The sequence below is a fragment of the Streptomyces sp. TE5632 genome, assembly GCF_054061295.1.
In genome coordinates, this window is the sequence record NZ_JBSSEA010000003.1 from 1,507,836 (window position 1) to 1,533,214 (window position 25,379).

22 protein-coding genes, 1 tRNA gene and 1 pseudogene are annotated in these 25,379 nt (G+C 70.7%); 16 read left to right on the top strand and 8 right to left on the bottom strand.

Features of this window, described 5'->3' with window-relative positions; all coding sequences use genetic code 11:
- Nucleotides 1–64: 64 nt before the first annotated feature.
- Nucleotides 65–499 (bottom strand): hypothetical protein, encoded by a 435-nt coding sequence (locus ACVW19_RS11950; RefSeq protein ID WP_457459117.1) that lies wholly within the window; start codon nt 497–499, stop codon nt 65–67.
- Nucleotides 500–751: 252 nt separating this feature from the next.
- On the opposite strand from ACVW19_RS11950, the gene ACVW19_RS11955 reads away from it, so the two are divergent.
- Complete coding sequence (locus ACVW19_RS11955) at nt 752–2,212, top strand: hypothetical protein (protein ID WP_457459119.1); 1,461 nt, start codon at nt 752–754, stop codon at nt 2,210–2,212.
- A gap of 146 nt (nt 2,213–2,358) precedes the next feature.
- On the opposite strand, the gene ACVW19_RS11960 is transcribed toward ACVW19_RS11955, so the two are convergent.
- Entirely contained in the window at nt 2,359–2,955 is a 597-nt protein-coding gene (locus ACVW19_RS11960; RefSeq protein WP_457459121.1) for a histidine phosphatase family protein, read from the bottom strand.
- 191 nt (nt 2,956–3,146) lie between these two features.
- On the opposite strand from ACVW19_RS11960, the gene ACVW19_RS11965 reads away from it, so the two are divergent.
- From ACVW19_RS11965 to ACVW19_RS11980, 4 genes are read left to right on the top strand one after another with little or no spacing between them, the layout of a single operon-like run.
- Complete coding sequence (locus ACVW19_RS11965) at nt 3,147–4,157, top strand: phosphatase PAP2 family protein (RefSeq protein WP_457459123.1); 1,011 nt, start codon at nt 3,147–3,149, stop codon at nt 4,155–4,157.
- 1 nt (nt 4,158) lies between these two features.
- Entirely contained in the window at nt 4,159–5,286 is a 1,128-nt protein-coding gene (locus ACVW19_RS11970) for a hypothetical protein (protein ID WP_457464564.1), read from the top strand.
- Nucleotides 5,277–6,893 carry a hypothetical protein gene (locus ACVW19_RS11975; protein WP_457459125.1) on the top strand — a complete coding sequence of 539 codons (1,617 nt, stop codon included), beginning with the start codon at nt 5,277–5,279 and terminating at the stop codon, nt 6,891–6,893. Before ACVW19_RS11970 ends, ACVW19_RS11975 begins: the two co-directional genes overlap by 10 nt.
- 11 nt (nt 6,894–6,904) lie before the next feature.
- Nucleotides 6,905–8,263: an AAA domain-containing protein gene (locus ACVW19_RS11980; protein WP_457464566.1), complete on the top strand. Its 1,359-nt coding sequence runs from the start codon at nt 6,905–6,907 to the stop codon at nt 8,261–8,263.
- 80 nt (nt 8,264–8,343) lie between these two features.
- Here the strand turns inward: ACVW19_RS11980 and ACVW19_RS11985 are convergent.
- The 4 genes and pseudogenes from ACVW19_RS11985 to ACVW19_RS12000 form a co-directional block, all read right to left on the bottom strand.
- A pseudogene (locus tag ACVW19_RS11985) lies at nt 8,344–8,779 on the bottom strand (transposase).
- Nucleotides 8,780–8,837: 58 nt separating this feature from the next.
- A complete protein-coding gene (locus ACVW19_RS11990) occupies nt 8,838–9,629 on the bottom strand; it encodes a PaeR7I family type II restriction endonuclease (protein ID WP_457459127.1) in 792 nt (263 codons plus the stop codon).
- Between the two features lie 12 nt (nt 9,630–9,641).
- Complete coding sequence (locus tag ACVW19_RS11995; RefSeq protein WP_457464568.1) at nt 9,642–11,309, bottom strand: Eco57I restriction-modification methylase domain-containing protein; 1,668 nt, start codon at nt 11,307–11,309, stop codon at nt 9,642–9,644.
- A 146-nt stretch (nt 11,310–11,455) separates the two neighbouring features.
- On the bottom strand, nt 11,456–12,793 hold the full coding sequence (locus tag ACVW19_RS12000) for a helix-turn-helix domain-containing protein (protein ID WP_457459128.1): 1,338 nt from the start codon (nt 12,791–12,793) through the stop codon (nt 11,456–11,458).
- A 420-nt stretch (nt 12,794–13,213) separates the two neighbouring features.
- Here ACVW19_RS12000 and ACVW19_RS12005 point away from each other — a divergent pair, with 420 nt between their 5' ends.
- From ACVW19_RS12005 to ACVW19_RS12050, 10 genes are all read left to right on the top strand, one after another.
- Complete coding sequence (locus ACVW19_RS12005; RefSeq protein ID WP_455353810.1) at nt 13,214–13,417, top strand: hypothetical protein; 204 nt, start codon at nt 13,214–13,216, stop codon at nt 13,415–13,417.
- Nucleotides 13,418–13,520: 103 nt separating this feature from the next.
- Nucleotides 13,521–14,642, top strand: a complete 1,122-nt coding sequence (locus tag ACVW19_RS12010) for a sugar-transfer associated ATP-grasp domain-containing protein (protein ID WP_457459131.1) — start codon at nt 13,521–13,523, stop codon at nt 14,640–14,642.
- Nucleotides 14,643–14,654: 12 nt separating this feature from the next.
- Nucleotides 14,655–15,584, top strand: a complete 930-nt coding sequence (locus ACVW19_RS12015; protein ID WP_457459133.1) for a hypothetical protein — start codon at nt 14,655–14,657, stop codon at nt 15,582–15,584.
- A gap of 51 nt (nt 15,585–15,635) precedes the next feature.
- Complete coding sequence (cysS, locus tag ACVW19_RS12020; RefSeq protein WP_457459135.1) at nt 15,636–17,015, top strand: cysteine--tRNA ligase; 1,380 nt, start codon at nt 15,636–15,638, stop codon at nt 17,013–17,015.
- Nucleotides 17,012–17,581, top strand: coding sequence for a 2OG-Fe(II) oxygenase (locus ACVW19_RS12025; protein ID WP_457459137.1), 570 nt, complete (start codon nt 17,012–17,014; stop codon nt 17,579–17,581). The genes cysS and ACVW19_RS12025 overlap by 4 nt, the downstream gene beginning before the upstream one ends.
- Nucleotides 17,582–17,818: 237 nt before the next feature.
- A complete protein-coding gene (locus ACVW19_RS12030; RefSeq protein WP_457459139.1) occupies nt 17,819–19,006 on the top strand; it encodes a serine hydrolase domain-containing protein in 1,188 nt (395 codons plus the stop codon).
- A gap of 36 nt (nt 19,007–19,042) precedes the next feature.
- A complete protein-coding gene (locus ACVW19_RS12035; protein WP_457464901.1) occupies nt 19,043–19,213 on the top strand; it encodes a hypothetical protein in 171 nt (56 codons plus the stop codon).
- A gap of 186 nt (nt 19,214–19,399) precedes the next feature.
- The gene (locus ACVW19_RS12040) at nt 19,400–19,765 is read left to right on the top strand and encodes a hypothetical protein (RefSeq protein WP_457464569.1); all 366 of its coding nucleotides are present in this window, start codon (nt 19,400–19,402) and stop codon (nt 19,763–19,765) included.
- Between the two features lie 165 nt (nt 19,766–19,930).
- On the top strand, nt 19,931–20,548 hold the full coding sequence (locus ACVW19_RS12045; RefSeq protein ID WP_457459140.1) for a bifunctional DNA primase/polymerase: 618 nt from the start codon (nt 19,931–19,933) through the stop codon (nt 20,546–20,548).
- Nucleotides 20,539–20,612 (top strand) — tRNA-Lys (locus ACVW19_RS12050). Before ACVW19_RS12045 ends, ACVW19_RS12050 begins: the two co-directional genes overlap by 10 nt.
- A gap of 39 nt (nt 20,613–20,651) precedes the next feature.
- Here the strand turns inward: ACVW19_RS12050 and ACVW19_RS12055 are convergent.
- Complete coding sequence (locus ACVW19_RS12055; RefSeq protein ID WP_457459142.1) at nt 20,652–21,998, bottom strand: M6 family metalloprotease domain-containing protein; 1,347 nt, start codon at nt 21,996–21,998, stop codon at nt 20,652–20,654.
- Between the two features lie 336 nt (nt 21,999–22,334).
- Here ACVW19_RS12055 and ACVW19_RS12060 point away from each other — a divergent pair, with 336 nt between their 5' ends.
- Nucleotides 22,335–24,254 (top strand): putative bifunctional diguanylate cyclase/phosphodiesterase, encoded by a 1,920-nt coding sequence (locus tag ACVW19_RS12060; protein ID WP_457459144.1) that lies wholly within the window; start codon nt 22,335–22,337, stop codon nt 24,252–24,254.
- Here ACVW19_RS12060 and ACVW19_RS12065 read toward each other — a convergent pair.
- A complete protein-coding gene (locus tag ACVW19_RS12065; RefSeq protein WP_457459145.1) occupies nt 24,227–25,336 on the bottom strand; it encodes an LLM class flavin-dependent oxidoreductase in 1,110 nt (369 codons plus the stop codon). The two genes, ACVW19_RS12060 and ACVW19_RS12065, sit on opposite strands and share 28 nt — an antisense overlap.
- Nucleotides 25,337–25,379: the final 43 nt, after the last annotated feature.

Here is a 25,379-nt window from a genome sequence, read left to right on the forward strand (position 1 = left end):
TCGCAACCCGCCCCGGACCGGCCCCGGCCACCCTGAGCACCGCACGCATCCCGACTCGGCGGGCTCAGCGGCAGCCGTCCGCCGCGTCGAGCAGGCGTCGCGCCTCGCCCAGCGCCTCCCGCAGGACCGCGGGATCGGTGGCGAGGCCGGCGGCGCCCTCGGGCGGCAGCAGCCAGTCCGAGCCCTCCACCGGCGGCTCCTCGGGCGCCAGGCTCAGCCCGCGGCCGACGGTCTCCGTACAGGTGCTGCCCGGCACGTCCCACGCCGCGGCCGTCCCCGGCGGCACCAGGAACCCGAGGGTGCTCCCGCCGTCGTCGTGCAGTACGGGCCCCACCGCGTCCCCCGCCCCGGCCGCGCCGCGCCGGAGGATGTCCACCGCCTCCAGGCCCTGCCGGGCCGGAACCGTCACCACGTCGCAGCAGCCCGGCGGTCTGTCCGACGCTCTGCCCGACGCTCTGCCCGACGGCGTTCGGGGTTCACTGCTCCGGCTGGTCACCATCCCGGCCTCCACCTTCCGGCTCCACCACACACGGGCTCCAACGCGGCGGACCGTCCTGGGCTACGGCGAAACCCAATAGCACAGAATGGCAGTTCATGGCGGATCACGGACGAGATATCCGGTTTGTGGCCAAACTTTGCGTGGCGGCTCGGTCACAGCAGGTACGTTCTTGCCCGCCGGCAACAGAGTGGCGCGACGAACGGACCGCTCTGCTTCCGGCATGGTTCGACGGTTCGCAGAGAGGACCCGGCCATGGCGTCGTCAACGGTGCCCTCGTCCCAGCCCGACCGGCCACTGCGGCCGAATCTCGTCTTCCGGCAACTGCGCGGAACGCGCTCGCCGGCCGAGTTCGCCGCGTCGGTCCGCAGGGCCGCTCGCGAGATAGGCGAGCGGGTCAGCTGTGACGCTCGGTACGTGCACCGGGTGGAGGCAGGTGAGATCCGCTGCCCCAACTACGCCTATGAACGGGTGTTCCTGCACATGTTTCCCGGCCGCACGCTGACCGACCTGGGCTTCGCGCCCCGCGCGTCGGTCCGCGGGCGCCGGGCGCGGGACGACGGGGACACTCCCCCGGCGCCCGACGCGGCCCCGGCACTCGTCACGAGTGAGACCGGCGGGGCCCCTGAGCCGTATGACACACAGAACCCGTACGACCCGCACTACCCGTACCACACGCACCACAACTACGAGGAGAGCGACGTGCTGCGTCGCGCATTCATGACCGGCGGGGGCGCCACGGTGGCCGCCGCCTCACTGGGCCCGCTCGCCCTGGCCCCGGACGCCTCGGCGGCACAGCGCGCCGTGCGCCGCCCCGGGGCGAGCGACGCGGGTGCCCTGGAAGACGCCGTCCGCCGGATCAGGCTGCTCGACGACCGGCACGGGGCCGACGGCCTCTACCGGAGGGCGGCGGCACCACTGCGCGCCGCCTACGCCCTGCTCGACGCCGGGGCGACCCGGCAGCGGACGGCGGACCGGCTGTACGCGGGCGCCGGTGAACTGGCCATCTCGGTGGGCTGGCTGGCGCACGACTCGGGCCGGTTCGACGACGCCCGCTCGCACTACGCGGAGGCGCTGGCGACCGCGCGGGTGACCGGGGATCCGGGGCTGGAGGCTCACGCCTTCTGCAACACGGCGTTCCTCGCCCGGGATTCGGGCCGGCCCCGGGAGGCGGTGCGGGCGGCGCAGGCCGCGCAGCGGGCCGCGCGCCCGCTCGGCTCCGCCCGGCTGATGTCGCTGCTGGCGCTGCGCGAGGCGGGCGGCTGGGCCGGGCTCGCCGACCGGTCCGGCTGCGAGCAGGCACTGGCCCGCGCACAGGCCTACTTCGACCGCGGCCCCGCACCGGCCGACCCCGAGTGGATGTCCTTCTACGGGGAGGCCGAACTGGAGGGTCTGGAGGCGCAGTGCTGGTCGACCCTGGGCGACTGGCCGCGGGCGGCCCGGCACGCGCGGCGGGCCGCCGAGCTCCAGGACCCCCACTTCACCCGCAACATCGCGCTGTACACGGCGGAGCTGGCGGACGACCTGGCCCGCGGCGGGCACCCGGACGAGGCGGCGGCCGCGGGGATGCGGGTGCTGGACCTCCTGTCCGAGGTCCAGTCGTCCCGGGTCCGCACGATACTGGCGGGCACGGCCCGCGTACTCCTCCCGCACCGCCGCACCTCGGACGTGTCGGACTTCCTGGACCGCCACGACTCCCTCCCCCGCATGACGTGACCGCCCCCGGATCGACGTCGGGCCCGGATCGACGTCAGGCCCGGATCGACGTCAGGCCCGGATCGACGTCAGGCCCGGATCGACGTCAGGCCCGGATCGACGTCAGGCCCGGGCCGGAGGCGGGCCCGGGCCGGCACCGGGCCGACTCACCCCGCCAGGTGCCCCAGGTCGTTCCAGCTCTCGACGGCCGGTTCCCCGTACGCCCAGCCCAGGACCGACAGTGACGTCGGGTTGAGGCGGATGCGGGCCGCGAAGTCGAGCGGCAGCCCCAGCCAGCGGGCGCCGATCGAGCGCAGGATGTGCCCGTGGGCGAAGACCAGCACGTCCCGGTCGGCGGAGCGCGCCCAGGCGACCACCTCGTCCGCGCGGGCCGTCACCTCGGCGAGGGTCTCCCCCTCGGGCACGCCGTCGCGCCAGATCAGCCAGTCGGGGCGGTCCGCCCGTATCTCGTCGGGGGTCATGCCCTCGTACGCCCCGTAGTGCCACTCCATGAGGGTGTCCCAGGTCTGCGCGCGCTCGCCGAACCCGGCGAGTTCGCAGGTCTCCCGCGCGCGGACCAGTGGACTGGTGCGCACCTCGACGCCCGGCAGCCCGTCGTACGGCGGCCGGTGCAGGCGCTCACCGAGCAGCTTGGCGCCCTGCCGGCCCTCGTCCAGGAGCGGCACGTCGGTCCTGCCGGTGTGCTTGCCGGACAACGACCATGCGGTCTGTCCGTGCCGGGCCAGCAGGATGCGCGGTGCCATGAGAGACCTTCCGGGAGAAATCGGGGGCGGAACCCCTCCATCATCGCGCACCCCGGAGACGGGCAACCCGGCGGGCGATCTCAGCGTCTATCAGGGCCGAAGGCACCTCATGAGGGGCGCGAGTACGCCTAGAGTGGCTGTTCGGATCGTCGTGGGGGGCGGGAGTGAGCGTGAAGGGGGAGGGCGATCGGATGCCGCACACCGAGACACCGGGTACCGAAGGGGCCCCGGCGATCCGGCTGCGCTGGTGGACCGAGCTGCCGCTGATCCTCCTCGTGTACGCCTGCTACTCGGCGGGACGCCTGGTCGTCCGGGGCGACGTCGCCGACGCCGTGGACCACGGACTGGCGATCCTGCGCATCGAGCAGGCGCTCCACCTCAACGCCGAGCATCCGCTCAACCGGCTGTTCACGCGCGAGCCGTGGCTGGGCATACCGGCCGACTTCTGGTACGCGTCGCTGCACTACCTGGTGACGCCCGCGCTCCTGGTCTGGCTGTTCCGCTCCCACGCGGTGCGCTACCGCGCCGCCCGCACCTGGCTGATGACGTCCACCTTCATCGGGCTGATCGGCTTCACCCTGCTGCCCACCTGCCCGCCCAGGCTGCTCGACGCGAGCCACGGCTTCGTCGACACCATGGCCCAGTACAGCTCGTACGGCTGGTGGGCCGGTGAGGCCAGCGCCCCGCGGGGCCTGGGCGGGCTGACCAACCAGTACGCGGCGATGCCGAGCCTGCATGTGGGTTGGGCCCTGTGGTGCGGTGTGATCCTGTGGCGGATCGGCGGACCGCAGACGGCAAGGACGGCGAAAGCCGCAAAGGCCGCGAGAACGGCCGCCGTCGTCTATCCGCTGGTGACGGTCGTCGTGGTGATGGGCACCGCCAACCACTACTTCCTGGACGCGGTCGCGGGTGCCGCCGTGATGGGCGCCGGGCTGCTGCTCGCCCCCGTCGTGACGCGGTGCGCGGACCGGGTGAGAGCCCGTCTGCTGCCGCGTCCGACGCCGGTCCCGGCGGCCTCTCCCGTCCCGGGTTCCCCGATTGTCAGTGCCGGATGCCAGACTTCCGCGGGTGAGCAATTTCCACGACAGCGGCCACGGCAGCGGCAGTTCGAGCCACGGTTCGCCCCGGAAACCGAGCCGGGCGGCGCTTCCCCCTCCGACCAGGGGGAAGGAGCCCAGGCCGCTCCGGAACCGGCTCGCTGAGCTGCGCGGCCCGGACGTGCCGGCGAAGGCGCTGGACGCACGCGCCCTGGCCGCCCTGGCCGCCAACCCGGGCTGCGCGCGCCGCGCGATCCTCGACGGCGCGGGCGTGGACAAGGCGAGACTGGCGGGCGCACTGGGCTCGCCCTCGGCCTTCGGCCAGTCCCAGTTCGCGTTCGTCCGGGGCAACGCGTTCGAGGCCCGGGTCAAGGCGGACGGCGGTACGGAGCTGCTGCGGCTCGTCCACGAGAAGCTGGACCGCTCCGCGGAACCGCCCGCCGGCGCGCGGGTGCCGGACCTGACCGCGTCCGGCCCCCAGGGGCGCGCCGCGCGCACGGAGTTGGCACTGGACGAGGCCGCCCGGGCGCGGGACGGATGGACACTGCTCGACCACCCCCTGCTCGCACTGGACGTCGCGGGCTCGCCTGCCTTCCTGGAACCGGACGCGGTGGTGGTGCACCCGGACGGCAGCTGGACGGTCGTGGAGATCAAGTCCTTCCCCATGCTGGACGGGGCGGCGGACCCGGCGAAGGTCGGCGCGGCGGCCCGGCAGGCGGCGGTGTACGTGCTGGCGCTGGAGGAGGTCGCCGCCCGCCTCACCACCGTCCCTGCCCCCCGCGTGCGGCACAGGATCCTGCTGGTGTGCCCGAAGGACTTCTCCAACCTGCCGACCGCGTCCGCCGTGGACGTGCGCAAGCAGCGCGCGGTGACCGCCCGCCAGCTGGCCCGGCTCACCCGGATCGAGGACATCGCCGGCGCGCTCCCCGAGGGCACCTGTTTCGCACCCGAGCTGCCCCGCGAGCGGCTCACGGCGGCCGTGGAGTCGGTCCCGGCGAGCTACGCGCCGGAGTGCCTGTCCGCGTGCGAGCTGGCCTTCCACTGTCGGGACCGTTCCCGCGCGCAGGGCGCGGTGACCTCCCTGGGCCGCCCGGTGCGCGCCGAGCTGGGCGGTCTGACGACGGTCGAGGACGTGCTGGCGGCGGCCCGCGGTGAGGCCGGCGATCCCGACGATCCGACGGTGGCCGCCCTGCGCAGGGCGGCGGCGCTGCGGGCGGAGGCCCTCGCCGACGCACAGGCCTCCGCCGGCGCACAGGCCCTCACCGGCCGCCCGGAGGTGGCCCCTTGTCCCTGATCGCCACCCTGGCCCGCCTGGAGGCCGTCAGCACCGGCCGCGCCCAGCCCGCCGCCACCGTCCGGCACCGGCATCTGTCCGAACGGCCAATGGTGTTCGTGCCGCTGATCACCGCCGGTGAGGCGGGTGCCCCGCTCGGCGCGCTGGTGGGCACCGACCGGGACGCGCCGCGGCTGCTGGCCGTGCCGCAGCCGCGCGACCGGGACCTCAGGTTCGCGTTCCTGGCCGAACTGGCCGATGTGGTCCTGCCGTACGTGGACGGCTGCGCCGAAGCCGTGGAGGCCGCGGAACGCAGCGAGACCGACCCGGAGACCGGAAAGCGGGTCAAGGTCGAGGTCGAACTGTGCGCGGACGCGCCGCAGCTGATCGTGCCGAGCCGGGCCGGTGTCGACCTCGTACGGCTCCTCGGCCGTTCCACGCGGTTCCGGCGCACGGCGGAGCAGGACCCGGAGGCGCCCTTCCCGGCGCCGCCCCGGGTGCCGTTGCTGGGGCGGTGGCTGACCCACTTCGGGGAGCGGGCCCGGGTGCCCGGCTCGTCGCTCCTGACCGCCATGACGGATCTGCTGGGCCGGCACTGGGCGACCGGCCAGTCCACGCTGGAGGACCAGCACCTGGGGACGCTGCTCGCCTGGATCGACCCGCCCGAGGGACGCTCCGGGGCCGAGGCGGCGCAGGAGGCGGAGCTGGCGCGGGACGACGGCGGACAGTTGCTGTGTCCGCCCGCGGGTCCGGCGACCGACCCCGCGTTCGACAACAAGCTGCTCGCCCCGGCCGTCGAGCGGTACGACCGCGCCCGCAGCGCGCTCGCCGCCGCACAGGACGGTCTGCAGGCCGACGACCGGCTCGGCGCGCTGGCCGCCGCCGAGCGGGAGATCCGCGCGCTGGTGGAAAGCCGTACGCGGCCCACCTGGGACGCGGTGTGGCGGGGCCTGGACCTGCTGCGCGCGCTGCCGGAGGGTGCGCGCGTCGAGGAGCGGTGGACGCGCGACCGCTGGTCGTTCACCGGTCACCGGGACCGGGTGCTGGCCGGTGAGCCGCCGCAGCCGCGCCGCGACGACGCGGTGACGGCGGCCAACAAGCTCGCCACGCGCGAGCGGGAGCAGGCCCGGCTGGAGGCCCAGGAGGCCCTGGACGACCCGTTGGTGATGGCGGGCCGACGGCTGTCCGGGGAAGCGTTCGCGGGCGAGGTCGTCGATGTCGTCATGGCGTACAGCGAGAGCAAGCGGCCGAGTCCCCGCCCGCTGGTCACCGTCCGGACGGACGACCGCCCGTACCTGGGCGAGCGGGCCAGGGTGTACCGCTCGCTGGGCGGGAAGCCGCAGACGGCCGAGTTCGTCGCCGTGGAGGCCGTGGAAGCCGTGGAAGCAGACGGGTCCCTGCTCGTCCTGCGGATCCTGGACAAGATGGGCCGCGGCAAGGAACCCGAGGCGGGTTCGGTGCCGGAGAAGGGCGACCGGCTCTGCTTCACGCTGTTCGAGCACGAGCCGCGCGGCGGGGCGAAGCTCCCCGACCCGGAGGAGACCCCGTGGACCCACGGCGGCCCGCCCGGCGCCGCGGCCGCCACACCGGAGGCCGCCGACCCGGTGACCGAGGAGGACCTGCTTTGAACCCCGAGGCTGTGATCCCTGAGGCCGTCACCCCCGGGTCGGGCTTCGACCCCGGCGCGGCCGCCACCCGTGCCACCGACGCGATCCTGCGCGACACGCTGCACGGCACCGCGCGCGGTGTGGTCGTCGACTCCCCGCCCGGCGCCGGCAAGTCCACGCTGGTGGTCCGCGCGGCACTGGAACTCGCCGAGGCGGGGCGCCCGTTGATGGTCGTGGCGCAGACCAACGCGCAGGTCGACGACCTGGTCCTGCGGCTCGCCGAGAAGAACCCGGAGCTGCCGGTCGGCCGGCTGCACAGCAGCGACACCGACCCGTACGACAAGGCGCTGGACGAGCTGGAGAACGTCCGCAAGTCGGCGAAGGCGGCCGATCTCGCCGGGCTCGACGTGGTCGTCTCCACGGCCGCCAAGTGGGCGCACGTCAAGGGCGTCGAACCGTGGGCGCACGCGATCGTCGACGAGGCGTACCAGATGCGCTCGGACGCGCTGCTCGCCGTGGCGGGGCTGTTCGAGCGGGCGCTGTTCGTGGGCGATCCGGGGCAGTTGGACCCGTTCTCGATCGTGGGCGGCGAGCAGTGGGCGGGCCTTTCCTACGACCCGTCCGCCTCCGCCGTGACGACCCTGCTCGCCCACAACCCCGATCTGCCGCAGCACCGGCTGCCGGTGTCGTGGCGGCTGCCCGCCTCGGCGGCGCCCCTGGTGTCGGACGCGTTCTACCCGTACACGCCGTTCCGCAGCGGCACCGGCCCCGGTGACCGGCGGCTCACGCTCGGTGTCCCGTCGGACGGCTCGGGTCCGGACCGGGTGATCGACGAGGCCGCCGAGTCCGGCTGGGGCCTGCTGGAGCTGCCCGCCCGGCACACCCCGCGCACCGACCCGGAGGCGGTCCGGGCGGTGGCCCTGGTGGTCCGCCGGCTGCTGGACCGGGAGGGCGCCACGACCTCCGAGCGCCCTACCCCTGCTCCCGTCCCGCTCACCGCCGACCGGATCGCCGTCGGCACCGCCCACCGGGACCAGGCGGCGGCGGTCCGGGCGGCGCTGGCCGAGCTGGGCGCGGCGGACGTCACCGTCGACACGGCGAACCGGCTCCAGGGGCGTGAGTTCGACGTCACGGTGGTGCTGCATCCGCTGTCCGGCCGCCCCGACGCCACCGCCTTCCACCTGGAGACCGGCAGACTGTGCGTCCTGGCCTCCCGCCACCGGCACGCCTGCATCGTGGTGTGCCGGGCAGGCGTGAGCGAACTACTGGACGCCTACCCGTCGACGGAACCGGTCCAACTGGGCACCCTCGTGAAGTTCCCGGACGGCTGGGGGGCAATGCTCACTACGTGGGAGCATCTGTCCAGCCATCGCGTGCCTCACACCACATGACAGCGGAAACAGACATGAGGAAGGCTCTTGATCAGTGAGGGGCCCTCAGATCCCCGTCAGGGTCAAGCTAAGAGAATGTCTCACGTGGTGAGTTTTCCGAGCTTCTTGTAGCAGGTCAGGGCCGCCGCGAGTCCGAGGAAGGCCAGGAAGTGGCTGCCCTTTCGCTCGTATCGGACGGTCAGGCGGCGGTAGCCGAAGAGCCAGGAGATCGACCGTTCGATCTTCCAGCGGTGCCGGCCGAGACGCTCGCCGGACTCGACGCCGGGCCGGGCGATGCGCGGGACGACGCCCCGCGGTCCAAGCGGAGAACCGGCGGTGCGCGGTGGCCGGCGAGACACCGAACGTCTCCGGCAGATGGCGCCAGGCACAGCCGCTGGTCAGCACGTACACCACAGCCGTGAACACCGCTCGCTCATCGACCGGGGCCGTGCCTCCACCCTGCGGACGGGAGGTGAACGAAGGCAACAACGGTGCGACCAGCGACCAGAGTTCGTCAGGAACCAACCGCTGCGACAAACCAACAACCATGGCAAAGCATCATGCCGCATCCACCTAACGCCACGTGAGACAACCTCTAAGTCTTGGGCATACCCAGTCCTTGGAGGTAGGTGATGCGGCCGGCTATGGCGGCGGCAAAGTGCTGCCAGTCGAGCTTGGGGAACAGTTCCTTCGGCATCGGCTCCTCCGCGGAAGAGGTGATGAAACAGGCTGCGTCGTACAGCTGCTCCTCGACAAGCCTCTCGCAGAAGATGCCGAAGCGTTCCTGATAAGACTTGCCATGCAGCGACTTCTTCTTCGGTAGGCCGCACGGCTTGCCGTCGCTCGCCAGACAGCACTCGTCAAGCCAGATGTCCTGGACAGGGAACGCCCCCTGTTCGAGCTTGACGGAGGACCGAGAGCCAGGCGCGTCTTCCATGATGAAGAAGTAGCCGAGCCACGGCTTCTCACCCGGATAGAGCTCCGCCAGCCTGGCCCGTCGGACATCCACAGCACTGCCGAGGGCTTCCTCGACACGATTGTTGTAGTTGTTACCGAAGGACGGTCCGCCAAGCGCCTTGAGTTCGAAAGCTGCCACGAGGGTGTCCTCATAGGTGACGACCACGTCCCATCGCTTCTGGGCCCTGTAGTAGCCCGGTAGTTCCAATCGATCGCTCATCGTGACGCGGATGGAACTGGCCGGGAACTTCGCATCGAGGAAGATCTGGCGGAGAAGCTTGGCAATCGGGTCGAAGTGTTGCCCACCCCTGACATTGCCAGCGGTCCCAGCACCCACCGCGCCCTTCAGTGTCGATTTCTCGTTCTGGGTGTACTTGACTCCCCAGTATTCGGCAACCGCGCGTTCGAATTCCTGCCGAGAGACTGCCAAGACGTACTGCTCCTAATCGGGAAGCTCGACAAGCCCGTAGACACGCAGGGCTGCGTCTGTCGCAGCCTTCACATCTCTGTTGTCGAAGGCTTCCGCCAGAGCTGCCTGGTCGCTCTCGCTGATCGTCGCCGGGTCAGGTACACGGATCTTGCGGAGGTACTGGGCCTGGAAGCGGAGGGTTCCCCCTCGCATCTTGACCGCGTACGCTTCCACGAATGCCTCCGCGACCTTGGACAGCAGCAGGCCACCGAGTACGCGCATGTCCCAGACGTCCGAGACGATGAAGTACAGGTTGTGGTGAGGGTACAGGCCACCTTCATCGAGGACCGGGTGGATGCTCAGCTTCATGTCCGGAAACAGCAGCTTTTGGCGACGGGTGAGCTGATGATCGACCTTGTCGATGGTCTTGTACCAGCGCCGGGGCTGCTTGACCGCGACGTAGCGCTTACGCAGGACCTCGCCGTGCGCCTCGAAGTAGGAGGCGAGACGTGGAAACGCATCGAGGTCGACCAGATCACCGCTGGCCGTCCAAGGGTTGACCAGGTGAGTGCCGTCCCAGTCGATCGCGCCACTGGTGGTGTCACGGACCATGGCCATGGGGAGCAACCGGTCTTCCTCGACCAGGTTCTTGTCCTTGGTGAGGAAGACCTTGTCGGCGCCGGTGGCGATGCCGATCCCGACCTTCGTTCCCGTTTCGGCGTCCTCCAAGAGCCTGAAGCGCTCGGTGAGGTCCTCAAGGACCGCTAGCCTGGCCGGCGAAGCAGCCGGCCACGAATCCTCCTCGGGGAACCAATGAGGCATACGGGCGGCTTGGAAGGAAGCCGTGGTGGCAGCCAGCGACTCACCCGCCAAGTACCAGCAGGCGAAGTCCCGCGCCTGTTCCGCTCCGAAGGACCGATTGGTGTCCGCGGCAACCGCTGGGCCCTGGGGTTTGTTCGAGATAACGGTGATCGCGGGATAGGCTGAAACCTGATCCTCAAAGGCGTCGACGTCGTGCATCACGAGTGCCAGGTCCATGCTGAAGTCCTTGGTCACCAGCGCCCTCAGCCGTCGGCCGTACTGGTTCCGCATCCAACGGTCGGCGCAGATGAAGCCCAACTGGCCGCCGTGGTTGAGACTCCGCAGCGCGATTTCGTAGAAGCCGATGTAGACGTCGGCTCGACCGCCCATGGTGGAGCAGGCCCTACGGTAGGCCGCCATCCGGTCGTCGGGAACGTCTTCAAGCCGGATGTACGGAGGGTTACCAACGACGTAGTCGGCGCGATGCTCAGCGTCCGTCTGCAGTAGGTAATCGCCCTGCTGCACCCACGCTGCCGCGACCCTCGACACATCTTTCGGCTCCCAGCCCTCTTCCCGCAACCTCTTCGTGACCACCGCCCGGCTCTGCTCTACGTTGCGACCCAGCAGGTCGAAGGCGCGGACAGCATCGATCGCATCCGCGATGGGGCGCTGATGAGCCTGGCATGACGCGCTGATTCGGGATGCGACAACCGTGAGGAATGCACCTCCGCCACAGGCTGGCTCCACGAGCTTCAGGTCACAGAGGTCCTTGTCAGCGGTGTAGCCAAGGAGGTCCAGGATGAGCTCGACAACCCAAGCGCGCGTGAACACCTCGCCATAATCCACCGCCTCCTGCAAAGAATCGGGAAGGGTGAGGTCGTCGGTGAAGAGCGCAGTCATTGTCACGCTAGGACAGTACAGCCGGACCGTCCTGGAGCCTGACGTCTATCCACAGAGCGTATTCAGCCAATAACAGAATTACGGGATGCGGGTGCCAGGAATCGGGTCCGGTGGGACGTTTCGTACCTAACGCAGCTCGCCCTGCGTCAGCCAGCGGGGAGGACCCGGAGACGCTCTCGAAACTCCCGCACGGCCGGCGCTGCGGCATGCGGTTCGAGGTAGCGACTGAACTTGGTCAGACGGACATGGGCCCGGTCGGATCGGACTCGGTTCTCCAGCAGTTCCAGTCCGACGTTGGCGGCATCCAGGGCTCCGTCGAGGTCCCGGGCTGCCAGTCGTGCCGTGGCGAGGCGGCCTGAGCGGACGGCCTGGTCGCGCGGGACCGCTCGGCCCACCGCAACCGCGAGGGCGCTGGTCGCCCGCTCGGGGAAGCCGGAGCGCAGCATGATCTTGCCCTCGGTGGACTTGAGCTGGGCCTCGCCGTACCAGCCGAGCCAGTCGGGTCGGTCGCCTTCGCGGTGGGCACCCCACAGGTCGTAAGCCCGGTTGAGCGACTTGCCGGCCGCCTCGTGCTGGGTGTCTCGGGACAGGGCCTCGGCCTGGTGGAGGTAGAGGTACGAGGTCGCCGCCGGCGGGAGGGCCGACGGAGCGTTGCCGACGGCGGTGTCGATGAGCTTCACGCGTGCGGCCGTGTCACCGGAATCGGAGATGTGGACGCCCATCTCGGCGAGGATGAAGGCGCCGAAACCGTCGTCCTTCGCGCTGTGGGCGCTGCGGAGGGCGCCGACGTAGTAGCGCTGCCCCAGGGAGCGGAGGCCCTTGTCGTAGGCCATCCATCCGGCAAGGTACGACACGCGGGCTGCCGTGGCGTACAGGCGGTGTTCGACGGCGTCGGAGTAGCGCCCGTGGTTGAGGAGACCGGTGATCAGTGCGAGGTCGCTGGTGGCCTGGTCCAGGAGGCGGGCGCCGCCCATCTGGTCGTCGAGTGTGCGGAGGGTGTCCACGCGCGCCTCGATGGTGGTCACCATCGCGTCGGTGACGCGGTCGCCGTCGAGTGCCGAGGCGAACGCCGCTGGCGCGGCTGCCCAGTCGGCAGCCACTCCCGTCAGCGCGACGCCGGTGATGGACAGGAAACCCCGACGATCCATGTGACCGCTCCTGACCAGATCAGCGAATACCTTCACGGTGCCGGCCGGAGTCCACGGAGCCGCCAGGGCCGTCGACTCCCACGCCGGCAACCATCGGGGCCAGTGCGCCGAGCGTACGTGGTCCTCGGGGACGCCCAGCAGGTCGGCGAGCACCTGTTGCGCGTCCGCGTCGGGCGCCTGCCCCTGTTCCCACTTCCAGATCGTCGTCCGGTTGGTGGCCAGCGGTACGCCCAGCTCGGCCCCGCGTTCACGCATGCGCCGGGCTAACTCGGCCTTACCCCAGCCCTTGCCTTCTCGCACGTAGGTCAGCGGGTGCAGAGCCATCGGGTCAGACATCCCACCCTCCCCTCAGGTCGGTAGTCAGGAGGCTACTCCCCGTGTGTGTGGGAAACGGGGGTTTCTCCCGCTGGAGGAACCCCCTGGAAACGTTCCGGGCCCATGGCCTGCGGCCGTTCACTGAGCTTCACGCCGTTCGGAGCTGAGCACCCGGGTCGACCGGCTTCCCCGCCCCTGCTCCGGACGGCTCCCAGACTGCAGCCCGTCATCGACGTCCCTCACGTAGGTGACGGACTGCACCGCTCCTCAGGAGGTCGTGATGAGCCAGCCTCTGCCCGTCCGCACGCCTGGTGCCAGCAGACGACTGCGCACAATTCCCGAGCCGCCGGCCGGTCCGAGTCCGCCCCTCCGCGCCCGCACCCAATCCGGCTGGGAGCGATTCCTCCGGCGTGGAGCAAGCGACCGCGAGGAGTCCGAGCGGTGAATCCGGTCGACGCCGAAGGCCGGGAGGACCACCCCCTCCTTCACCGCCTGGTCCGCGACATCGCGAGCCGGGGTGAAGGGGAGCTGACGGCCGTCGTCCACGAGAGGCACGGCGGCCGGCTCATTCGCATCGCCTACATCCAGCCCGCGAACGGCATCGCCTGGTCGACAGCGGCCGACAACATCGGGCCCGCCCGATGAGGCAGCGACTCGCTGTCATGGCCTACGTGATCGCCGTCGCCGCGCTCGTCATCACATTGGCCATCGCCGAAACCCCGGACCACTGAGAAACGGGAGGAGCACCATGAGACGTACCGACAACCGCGGCTTCAACCACCGCCAGGCTGTGACCGAGGAGTGGTTCCGCACCCGGGTTCTTCCTCGCGTATCCGGCGTGCGCTTCCTCCCCCACCAGGTGCGGCAGCTGCGGAACGAGCACCTGCCCGCGATGCTGCGCGACGAGGACAGGAAAAGCCTGGCCCGCGTCGCCGGGGACTTGGTGAAGGTCTCCGCGCGGTGGCACTGCCTGCCGTTCCACTACTTCCGCTACGGCGGATACCGGCGCGAGGTGTCCGCCGTAGGGGCCTGCTCGTACCTGCCGGAGACCGCGCTGTTCCACCGGCTCCTTCCTCGTGTGAACCGGGACACGATCGACCTGGACGACAAGACGTCCTGCAAGAGGATCCTCGCCTCGGCAGGCATCCCGCAGCCCTCTCTGATCGCGAGTGGTGACCGCCGCGCAGGTGTGACGTCCGCTGGTGAGGCGGTGCCGCTGACTGGGTTCCTCGGTCGCGTTTTCGGCTTCGGGCGCGTGGTGGTGAAGCCGTCCCGCTACTCCAGCGGCGGGTCCGGCGTCGTGATCGTGCGACCCGGCGAGGACGGGTTCGACCTCCCGGCCTACGCACAGCGGTGGGGTACGTGGCTGGTGGAGGAGTACGTGCCGCAGCACCCCGACCTGGATGTGCTGAACCCGTACGCCCTCAACACCTTCCGCGTGATCACCCTGCTGTGGGAAGGAACCTCCGAGGTCCTGTACGTGATGTTGAAGCTCGGCGGCGCCGAGAGCAGCACGGACAACTCGGCGGCGGGCGGCATGCAGATCCGCGTGCACCCGGACGGCGAACTCGACCGCCACGGCTACGACCGGTACCTCAACGCCCACACGAGTCATCAGGCCAGCTCGGTGCCGTTCGCCGGCCACCGGATCTCCCGTATGGGAGAGGTCCGGGAGTTGGCCGAGCGGTGTGCCCGCCTGTTCCCGCAGGTTCCCTTCATCGGCTGGGACATCGCCCTCACGCCCGGCGGGCCCGTGGTCATCGAAGGCAACAGCAGCCCTTCCCTCGCACACATCCAGCGCACCCACGGCGGCGTCGCGCCGGAGCTCGTTCCCGCGCTCAGATCCGTGATGGATCGCCCGATCATCTGACCAGGAGTTCTCGTGGAAAACCTGAAAATGCAGGCTCGTGCTTCGGCCGTGGGCCTGCTCGACACGCTCAAGACGATGCCCGAGGTCCAGGCGCTCTACGTCCTGTCCTCCTCGGCGGTCGTACCCCACAACGTCACACGGTTCAGTACCGATTCGGATTTCGACCTGGCCGTCGTCCTCGACGTTCCGCTCAAGGAGGACGAGTGGAGGTCACGGCCGGCGGACACGTACGCCCTGGTCCGTGACCGTCTCCCCGCCTGGATCCCGGAGTTCAGCTTCCACCTGCCGGTGCCCTGGGGACGTATGGAGGTCAACGTCCACCAGCTCCTCTTCCAGTACGAGGCCGACCCGCGCACAACGTGGAACAGCGACAAGTGCGATGCCTACGGGAACAAGGGCGAGCCGCTGTTCGACCGCGAGGACGCCTTCGGGGCACTGATCTCCCACAAGTCGCGGGAGCAGCTTGAGCGGCTGGAGGGCGAGACCCACCGGTTGCACAACCGGATCACCTGGGACGTGCGTGAGATCCCACTGCGGATGGCGCGGCGGGTCGGAGTGCCCACGGGCCACTTCGTTCTGTCGGGGGCGCTGGACGAGGTCGTGGACTGGATGTACGCCCGCTCGGGCCGGTTGCTGCCGAACATGAAGTGGAAGCTGTACTCTCTCGGCGCGCTCGGCCTGATCAGTGGCGAGCAGGAGAACCTGCTGATCGAGGCCCAGCAGTGCGACCCGCTGTCGATGGTCGACCTGGAGCGGCGGTGCGAGGCCCTGAGCGAGTTCTGCCGCGCGGTCGGGATGGACCTCAGCCCTGGGGCGATCGAGGCCGTGCGGAAGGCGTACCAGCGGGCCAACCACCACCTCCTCGGGGGAGAGGCGTCGGTCTTCGCCGACCAGCCGTCCCCGCGATTCGTTCCCTTCGGCGAGCGCGGTGGTTCCAGTTAGGCGCTTATGTCCGGGCGTCAGTACGCTGCGTGATCCGCTTACACAGGAGGCATGATGTCGATCAAGGTCCACAACACGCTGACCGGCCAGACCGAGGAATTCCGCCCCGAGCGGGAGGCCGAGGTGCGGATGTTCGTGTGCGGACCCACCGTCTACGGCCCCAGCCACGTCGGGCACGCGAAGACGTACACGCAGTTCGACTTCATCGCCCGGTACCTGGAAGCGAGCGGGTACAAGGTCACGTACCTCCAGAACATCACCGACGTCGACGACAAGATCATCCGGCGGTCGGCGGACGAGGGCGTCCCGCCGGAGGAGATCGCGGCCCTCTTCGAAAAGCAGTACCTGGAGGACATGGCCGCGCTGGGAAACACCCGCGTCGACGTCCACGCGCGAGCCCACGACCACATCAACGCGATCGTGGACCAGATCAAGCGGCTCATCGAGCGCGGTCACGCCTACCAGCTCGACGACGGCTGGTACTTCGACCTGGCCTCGTTCCCCGCGTACGGCAAGCTCTCCGGCCGCACCGACCTGCGTCCCGAGGACTCGGTGTCGCGGATCGACGACAACTCGAAGAAGCGCAACACCGGCGACTTCGCCCTGTGGAAGGGCCGCAAGGACGGCGAGCCGTTCTGGGAGACCGAGCTGGGTCCGGGCCGGCCGGGCTGGCACATCGAGGACACCGCGATCACGGAGACGTTCTTCGGGCCCTCGTACGACCTGCACGGCGGGGCCGTCGACCTCATCTTCCCGCACCACGAAGCCGAGGTCGCCCAGATGGAAGCCGCTTCCGGCATCGAGCCGCTGGCCCGCTACTGGATGCACACCGGTCTGCTGCGGGTCGACGGCGAGAAGATGTCGAAGAGCACCGGGAACTTCCTCACCATCCGCGACGCCCTCGCCCGGACGGACTTCCGCACCCTGCGGCACGCCTTCCTCTCTCAGCACTACCGCTCCTCCATGGAGCTGAACGACTCCACGCTGGAGCAGGCCCGAGGGGCACGCCGCCGGATCGAGAACTTCGCCCGGACCATCGACCCCGCGCACGCCGACAGCCCGGCGAACACCGCACGCGCGACGGATGCCTGGAAGGAGATGCGCGAGCACCTGGACGACGACTTCGACGCCCCCGGTGCGCTCGCCGTCCTGTTCCAGTACATCCGCGAGCAGAACCGTGCAGAGGAGTCGGCCGGCCCGGCTGCCCTGCGGCTGGTCGAAGACGTGAACAACCTCTTCGGAACCTTCGACATCCCCGGCTCCGCCCAGGGCGACGCCGCAGTCGACGAACTCGTGAAGGAGCGCGACCGGCTCCGTGCGGCGAGGAAGTTCGCCGAGGCCGACGCGATCCGCGACCAGCTCACCCAGCAGGGCGTGACCCTTGAGGACTCGCCCGAAGGCACCCGTTGGTGGAAGGAGACCACCTCATGACCTGGAAGAGCCGCTTACCGCTCGTCGTAGAGAGCGCCATCCCCCTCAGCCTCTGCGGAGCGCTGATGGATCACGTGAAGAACCAGACCGCTCGCCCGCGCACCTACCAAGGCGTAATCGACGAATCGCTCCGCAAGAGCGAGTACGTCGAGGTACCGGCGCACCTGGAGGAGGCGGTCATCTCCCGCTGCGCCACCCACCTGCGCGGCCACTTCGAGATCGTCCCCAAGCGCATACCCACCCAGCCGTCGGTCGTCTACCGCTACGGCGCCGGCGTCGGCTTCGTCGCCCACCACGACGAGGTCACCGACATCGAACGCGAGCGGGCCCGTACCAACGGACAGCCCGTCGTCGGCGGCGACCTCACCCTGGTGGTCTGGCTCAACACGCCGGACTCCTACGGTGGGGGCGAGCTGTTCTTCGAGAACCCCGCTCAGGAGATCAAGCCCCCCTGCGGCACCCTGGTCGCTTTCCCCGCCACCCGCGACCACATCCACGGCGTACGGCCGATCACAAGGGGCGAACGCGTCACCCTCGTCGTACGCACCGACGCCGAGCGACTCTGACCCCGGCAGCTGACTCCCAGGGAGAGACCCGGTGATTCTGTTCGGCAGCCCGGCCGCGGAGGGCATGGACGCAAGCTGTTCTGCGCAGCGCTTCCACGCGCACTCCGGCCGGTCCCAGGCGGAGGAGGTCGGGCCGTCGGGCCAGTTCCGGGTTCCGCAGGCGACGGCGGGTGGGTCCATGAGAGTGGCATCGGCTCACACCACCAAGGGAGGCAGCCAAGCTGCCAGGATGAGCGCATGACGACGATCGACGGTGAGGTGGCACCCGGATTCGAGCCGGTCCGTGAAGCGTTCATGAAGAACTTCACCCAGCACGGGGACATCGGCGCGGCCGTGTGTGTCTACCAGCACGGTCGGCCGGTGGTGGACCTGTGGGGTGGTGTCGCCGACCCCGAGATCGGCCGACCGTGGACGCGGAACACCCTGCAACTGGTCTACTCGGCGACCAAGGGAGTCACGGCGACCGCGGCGCACCTGCTCGTCGAGCGCGGCTTGCTGGACCTCGACGCACCGGTGGTGAAGTACTGGCCGGAGTTCGCGGCGAACGGCAAGGCGGACATCCCCGTGCGCTGGCTCCTGTCCCACCAGGCCGGCCTCGTCGCGCTTGATCAACCGCTGCCTCTGACAGAAGCGTTGGCCTGGGATCCCATGGCAGCAGCGCTGGCGAACCAGCGCCCCCTGTGGACTCCGGGCACCGCACACGGGTACCACGGCCGAACCTGGGGGTGGCTGGTCGGTGAGGTGATCCGCCGAGTTTCCGGCCGCTCGCCGGGCCGCTTCGTCGCCCAAGAGATCGCGGAACCTCTGGGGTTGGACTTCTTCATCGGCTTGCCGGCTAGTGAACGGAGCCGGGTCAGCCGCATGGTGTACCGGCGTCCGGCCGTCGACCTCACCACCGTCCCTGTCGAGTCCATTCCCGAGGAACTCCGCGAACAGGTCGCCGCCTGGCGCGACCCGAACTCCTTCAGCAACCGTGCGTTTGCGGTCACCGACCCCGCCGCGATCGACTTCGACTCCCCGGCAGTGCAGGCCGCCGAAATCCCGTCCTCAAACGGCATAGGCACCGCACGGGCCCTGGCCCGCATGTACGCCGCGCTGATCGGCGAGGTTGACGGCGTGCGCCTGCTCACCCCGGAGACACTGGCGTCGGCGACCGAGGAACAGGCCGGCGGGAAAGACCGGGTGATGGTGATTCCGAGCCGATTCAGCACCGGCTACATGCTGCCTACGAACGGCAACCTCATGACCGGGCCGAACGCTTTCGGCCACACCGGCCGTGGCGGCTCGCTTGCCCTCGCCGACCCCGAGCACGGCATCGCTTTCGGCTACGTGATGAACCACATCATCAGCGGCTCCGACGACGTGCGGGCGGCTTCACTGACCGAAGCAGTCCGGAAGGTGCTTGAACCGCTCCGGGTTCGGTAGACACCCCATGGCCTCTACCGAACCCGGAACGGTTCATTGGACGGTGGTCCGCCCCTCGGGCAGGCGGTCAGCACCGCACCGCCCCTCCGCCGGACGGAGTCCGGCACGCCGCCGCAGGCGGCCGACGGCTACAGCCCGGACGGCTGGGAGGCGAACCACGCGGTCCCGGCCCACCTCGCGGAACACCGGGTCGAGTGGCAACCCTGACCGCCGCGGGTATGGTCGCGCCTGCCCCGAGGCCCTCTTGCCAGGACGCGGGACAATGGACGGTGGCCCACTCACCGGCGGGCCGACGTGACGTACGCGTACGACCGGCATGACGAGCACGAGGTGCCCGACGTGTACGACGTGTACGACGTGTACGACGAGAAGGACGAGCAAGAGGGAGATGACATGGCGGAGCCCACGCCGCACCGGGACCGACCGCGGCTACGCCCCGCGCCCCTGCTGTTCGAGCCCGCGGAGGCGGCCGCCGATCCGGAGCATTTCTTCGACCTGGAGTCGATCGACGATCCGCGCGCGCTGCTGGAGCGGGCGACGGAGCTGACGCTCGCGTTCCGCGCGGCGACGGACCGGGCGGTGGAGTTCCAGGCGGTGGCGGCGGCGCAGCTGGCCGACCCGCGGCGCTTCGACCGGCTGACGCCGGCCGCCATCGCCGAGCGGGCCGAGTGGACCGAGGACTACGCGAAGAAGATGATCGAGTTCGGTCGGGAGCTGCTGCACGGGAGCGAGGGCCGGGGGAACGCCGACCCGGTGTGAGCGGCGTGCGCACGGTCGCGCGCCCCCGCGCCCCCGCGCGACCGGTCGCCACCCTCGAACAGGCGTGGCATATGCCAGGTGGGCAAGATACCCCCTCCCCGCCCCGGTGTCCTTGATTCCCGCAACCCTGGGAAACCGTTCCCTCACCGCGGGTAGACAGGCTCCATGAGCAGCACACGCAGTGCACGCAGAGCATCCGACGTCAGTGGTGTCACCCCGGACGGCGCCGCCTGGCTCGCCTCCGCAGGAACGTATCCGCGCAGCACCCTCTCGCTCTGGGAGGAGCGGCCGCACGCGCCCGTCGTGCTGCCCTGCGGCTCCGCCTTCGACGTGGTGAGCGCCCCCTCGACCTTCGGGCGCCGGATGCTGGACCGGATGTGGGACGAGGGGCCGGGCTCCGGTCCGGTGGCCGAGTTCCGCGGCCGGATGCTGCTGTTCTCGGCACCCGGCACCGCCCAGCGGCTGCCGGCGCTGCTGGAGTGGGAGGAGTGGGACGCCCGCGGCAGGAAGGCCGGGGAGGCGGGCCGTACGGGCGCCGTCCCGCCCCTGCTGTGCCACGGCACCGGCGACGCGGTGACCGTTCCGGCCCCGGATCCCGGGGACCGGGCGGACCGCTCCGGCTCGCGCTGGCTGGTCGCCCCGGACACGCGTCACCCCTGGTTACCGGGCCCGGAGGTGCTGCTCTGGGCAGCCGTACGGGCGGCGCGCGCGGCCGTGCGGATATCGATTTTTCCTCACGCCGACCAGGGTGCTAATGTCTACGACGTCAGCAGGCGCCGCTAGCTCAGTTGGTTAGAGCAGCTGACTCTTAATCAGCGGGTCCGGGGTTCGAGTCCCTGGCGGCGCACAGACACGTGGAAGGCCCCTTGCGAAAGCAAGGGGCCTTTTACGCGTCTTCCGTCCCCTCTCCGGCCCCGATGCCGATCTGCACCGTCCACGCCCCCGAAGCCGTACGCTCCAGCACCTCCACCCGCACGCTCTCCCCCGGCACCGTGAAGCTCTCGCCGAGGGCGACCGGGGCGTCCGCGAGGGGCGGGTAGACCGATTCCCCCCAGCAGGCCTCCGTGTGCGGATGGGCGTCGACGACCTCGATCGGCCCCTCACCGGACCGGGTGGTGCCGCGCACCTTGTAGACCAGCACCCCCGACCGGCAGGCGCCCGCGTCGTCGCCGACGGGACCGCGCGCCTCGAAGGCGAGCACACTGTCCGGGCCGGTGCGCACCACGGCGAGCTTGACGCCCCGGCCCAGCCCGAAGGACGGCGCCCCGGCGGCGCCGGTCACCGGCACACCGGGCCCCGCCCCGAGCGGTTCCAGCGTCAGCCGCACGGGCCCCGCGTCCTGCACGCACCGCACCTGCCGGGGCGCCAGCCAGCCCAGCTTCCACTTGTGCCAGCCGAACAGGTCGGGGGCGAGGGCGAACTGGCTGCCCATCAGGTCCCAGTCGCCGACGTGGGTGTCCCAGTCGCCCTTGCCGTCCACGGGCCGGTTGTAGAGGTCGGGGAGGTCGAAGACATGGCCGGTCTCATGGGCGAGGACCAGCCGGTCCGGGGGATGGTCCTCGAACACGGTGACGACCCGGCGGATGTCGGTGCCGTCCGCCCGCAGCGGGGTCTCCAGGTTGACGACCTTCGTGGCGTCGGAGTCCACCCCGGGCGCGTCCGGGTCGGCGACGAAGTACACGACGTCGTAGCGCGAGAAGTCGACCTTCGGGTCGGCGGCGGCGAGCGCGTCGCGCAGGTAGGCGGACCGGTCCCGCAGGGGCCAGTCACGCCGTATGGCGTACGCGGTGGACGGGCGCGGCATCGGGATCCAGCCACGCAGGATGTGCGGGCGCAGGGTGAACCTGCCGTAGGAGGCCCGGTGGAAGAAGTCGCCGGTGGCGGGGAAGTGGTCGGCGGCGATGTCGTCGGGGGTGGTCAGGGGGTGCGAGTCCGGGAAGGACAGGAACACCATGACGGCGTCCAGCCGGCCGGTCGGCCGGGGGTAGGCGGCGTTCCAGGTGTCCAGGCCCTCCGAGTGGTGCGTGTCGGTGCGGGTCAGGGCGCAGGGGTCCGCGGAGAAGGGCTTGGCGTCGGAGGGGCCCGCCACCAGGGACGTGGCCGCGAGCGCCGACATGGTGGTGAGCACGGCCGCCGCGCTGCGCAGCCAGGGGCGGCCGCGTGCACCACCCTGTCGGCCCAATCCCCTGAGAGCCTCATGACCGAGTCGCCTCAGGGGGAGCTGGCGCGGCACAGAGACCTCCGGGAGACGGTTCGCAGGACACCGCACCCAGAATGTGGCGGATTGTCATACTGCGCCCTGTTTATCTGCACCGGACGGGTGAGAGACCGAGGAATCCGTTCACGTTCGACGCCTCGAACCACTTACGGAACGTCACAACCGGTCGGAGGCCTGAAGAAGCCGTCCACCTCCGAGCGGAAACGATCTGGCAGAGATGCGGGACCGTGCTGGACACTGGACAGTGACTGGAAGGGCTCCGGGTCGGCCTCTATGATCGGCACACTTTCCTGAGACATTCCTGAGGCTTTCCGGCACGGACAGCGATCGAGTGCACGGCGGGAGCGAGCGGTGAGCGGAACGTCCGAAGGGCCGACGCCCACAGCAGACCCCAACCAGCCGGCCGTCACGGAGAGTGACATCTCTGCCCCACCCCGTGCCGAGCGCGAAGAGCCGACTTCCCCTCCGGCGCCCTCGCCGCCCTCACCCCTGGCGCCCTCGGCACCTCCGTCGTACCGCTCCGTCTTCACGGCCGCTCCGCTCGCCATGGCGGTGGTCGACCGCGAGGGCAGGGTGGTCAGCGCCAACAACACCCTCGCCACCCTGCTGGGCCGCGCACCGGACACCCTGGTCGGGGCCGTCGCCGCCGACCTGGTGGACCTCTCCTCCGACACGCGCGCCTGGCACTCCTACCGCGAGGTGCTGTGCGGCCGGCAGGCGAAGCTGCGTTGCACCCGCCGGCTCAAGCACCCCGAGGGGCACTCGCTGTGGGTGCAGGTGTCGGTCGCGCCACTCCCCCCTGAGGCGGCGGACGCGGGGGACGCGCACGAGGGGCCCGGCGTCCTGCTGTCCGTCGCCGACGTCAGCGCCCGCCGCGAACTCCAGTCCCGGCTCCACTACTTGCAGATGCACGACCCGGTGACCCGGCTGCCCAACCGCACCCTGTTCTTCGAACGGCTGACGGCCGCCCTGGAGGCGGAGTCCTACGAGCAGAGCGGCACCGGCCGGATCGGGCTCTGCTCCCTGGACCTCGACGGGTTCAAGGCCATCAACGACGCCCTGGGCCACCGCGTCGGCGACCGGCTGCTGGCCGCCGTCGCCGAACGGCTGACGCTGTGCGCCGAGGAGGCGGGCCGGTCCAGGACCTGCGCCCCGCTGGTGGCCCGGCTCGGCGGGGACGAGTTCGCGCTGCTGGTCGAGGACTCCACGGGCACCGAACAGCTCGCCGACCTCGCCGAGTCGGTGCTCGGGGCGATCCGGGACCCCTTCGACGTGGACGGCCGGCGGCTGTCGGTCTCGGCGTCCATCGGGGTGGTCGAACGGCACGCGGCCGGGACCACGCCCACCGCGCTGATGCAGGCCGCCGACACGACGCTCTACTGGGCGAAGGCCGACGGCAAGTCCCGCTGGACGCTGTTCGACCCGGAACGCAACGCGCACCGCATGACCCGCCAGGCCCTCGCCTCCACGCTGCGTCCCGCCGTCGACCGGGGCGAGTTCACGCTGGAGTACCAGCCGCTGGTCGGCATGGAGGACGACCGGGTGCACGGGGTGGAGGCCCTGGTCCGCTGGAACCACCCGCAGTTCGGCACCCTGACACCGAATCGGTTCATCTCCATCGCCGAGGAGGACGGCTCGATCGTCCAGCTCGGGCGCTGGGTGCTGCACACCGCCTGTCGGCAGGCCCGCCGCTGGCAGGTCGAGCATCCCACCGAGCCGCCGATCTTCGTCAGCGTCAATGTGGCGGTCCGGCAGGTCTGGGACTCCGACCTGGTCGCGGACGTCGCCGAGACCCTGAAGGAGACGGGCCTCGCCCCGCAGCTGCTCCAGCTGGAGCTGACCGAGTCGGCGGTGATGGGCTCCTCGGGCCGGCCCCTCCAGGCACTGAAGGCGCTCAGCGACATGGGCGTACGCATCGCCATCGACGACTTCGGCACCGGCTACTCGAACCTGGCCTACCTCAGCCGGCTGCCGGTGTCGGTGCTGAAACTGGACGGCGCCTTCGTCCGGGGCTTCCCCTACGAGGACCGGGACGAGACGCCCAGCCCGGCGGACGAGGCCATCGTCGAGGCGATGGTCCAGCTCGCCCACCGGCTGGGGCTGACGGTCACCGCGGAGTGCGTGGAGACCCCGGCGCAGGCCACCCGGCTGCGCCGGATCGGGTGCGACACCGGCCAGGGCTGGCTGTACTCCCGTCCGGTGTCACCGGACCGCATCTCCGAACTGCTGAACACACCCGGGGTTCAGGCGGACGCCGTCGGCAACCCGTAGGCGTCGGCGATGAGTTCGTAGGAGCGCAGGCGTATGTCACCGCTGTGCGCGTTGGCCGTGATCATCAGTTCGTCGGCGCCGGTGCGCTTGTGCAGCTCGTCCAGGCCGGCGCGGACCTCGTCCGGGGTGCCGTGCACGACGTTGGCGTTCCAGGACTCGACGAAGTCCTGCTCCATCGGCGAGAACGGGTACGCCTCCGCCTCCTCGGGAGTGGGCACCAGGCCGGGGCGCCCGGTGCGCAGCCGGACCATGTTGAGCGCGGCGGCCAGGACCTGGCGCCGGGCCTCCTTCTCGTCGTCGGTCGCGAGCGCGGAGACCCCGATCAGGGCGTAGGGCTCGTCGAGGACGTCGCTCGGGGTGAACGACTCGCGGTAGAGGTCCAGCGCGGGGACGGTGTTCTGCGCGGAGAAGTGGTGGGCGAAGGCGAACGGCAGGCCGAGCAGGCCGGCCAGCCGGGCGCTGAAGCCGGAGGAGCCGAGCAGCCAGATCGGCGGCCGGTGCGTCGACTGCACCCCGCCGGGCGAGGTCGCCTGGACCGGGCCGGGAACGGCGTGGATGCGGCGGTAGCGGTGGCCGTCGGGGAAGTCGTCGTCCAGGAAGCGGGTCAGCTCGGCGAGCTGCTCGGGGAAGTCGTCGGCGCCCTCGTTCAGCCGATCCGTGCGGCGCAGGGCGGCGGCGGTGGCGCCGTCGGTGCCGGGGGCGCGGCCGAGGCCGAGGTCGATCCGGCCGGGGGCCATGGCCTCGAGCGTGCCGAACTGCTCGGCGATGACGAGCGGGGCGTGGTTGGGCAGCATGACCCCGCCCGAGCCGAGCCGGATGCGGTCGGTGTGCGCGGCGAGGTGGGCCAGGATCACCGCCGGGGACGAGGACGCCACCCCCGGCATGGAGTGGTGCTCGGCTACCCAGAACCGGTGGAAGCCGCGCGCCTCGGCGAGACGGGCGAGGTCGGCACCGGTGCGCAGCGCCTCGGTGGCGGTGTGGCCGGCGCCGACGGTGACCAGGTCGAGGACGGACAGGGGGACGGGGGCGGTGCCCTGTGCCGTGCCTCGGATCTCGTCGGCTGCGGTGTCGTCTGCGGCCACGGTGGGGTGCCTCCTGTTTCGGGTGACGTCTCACCGGTCCACC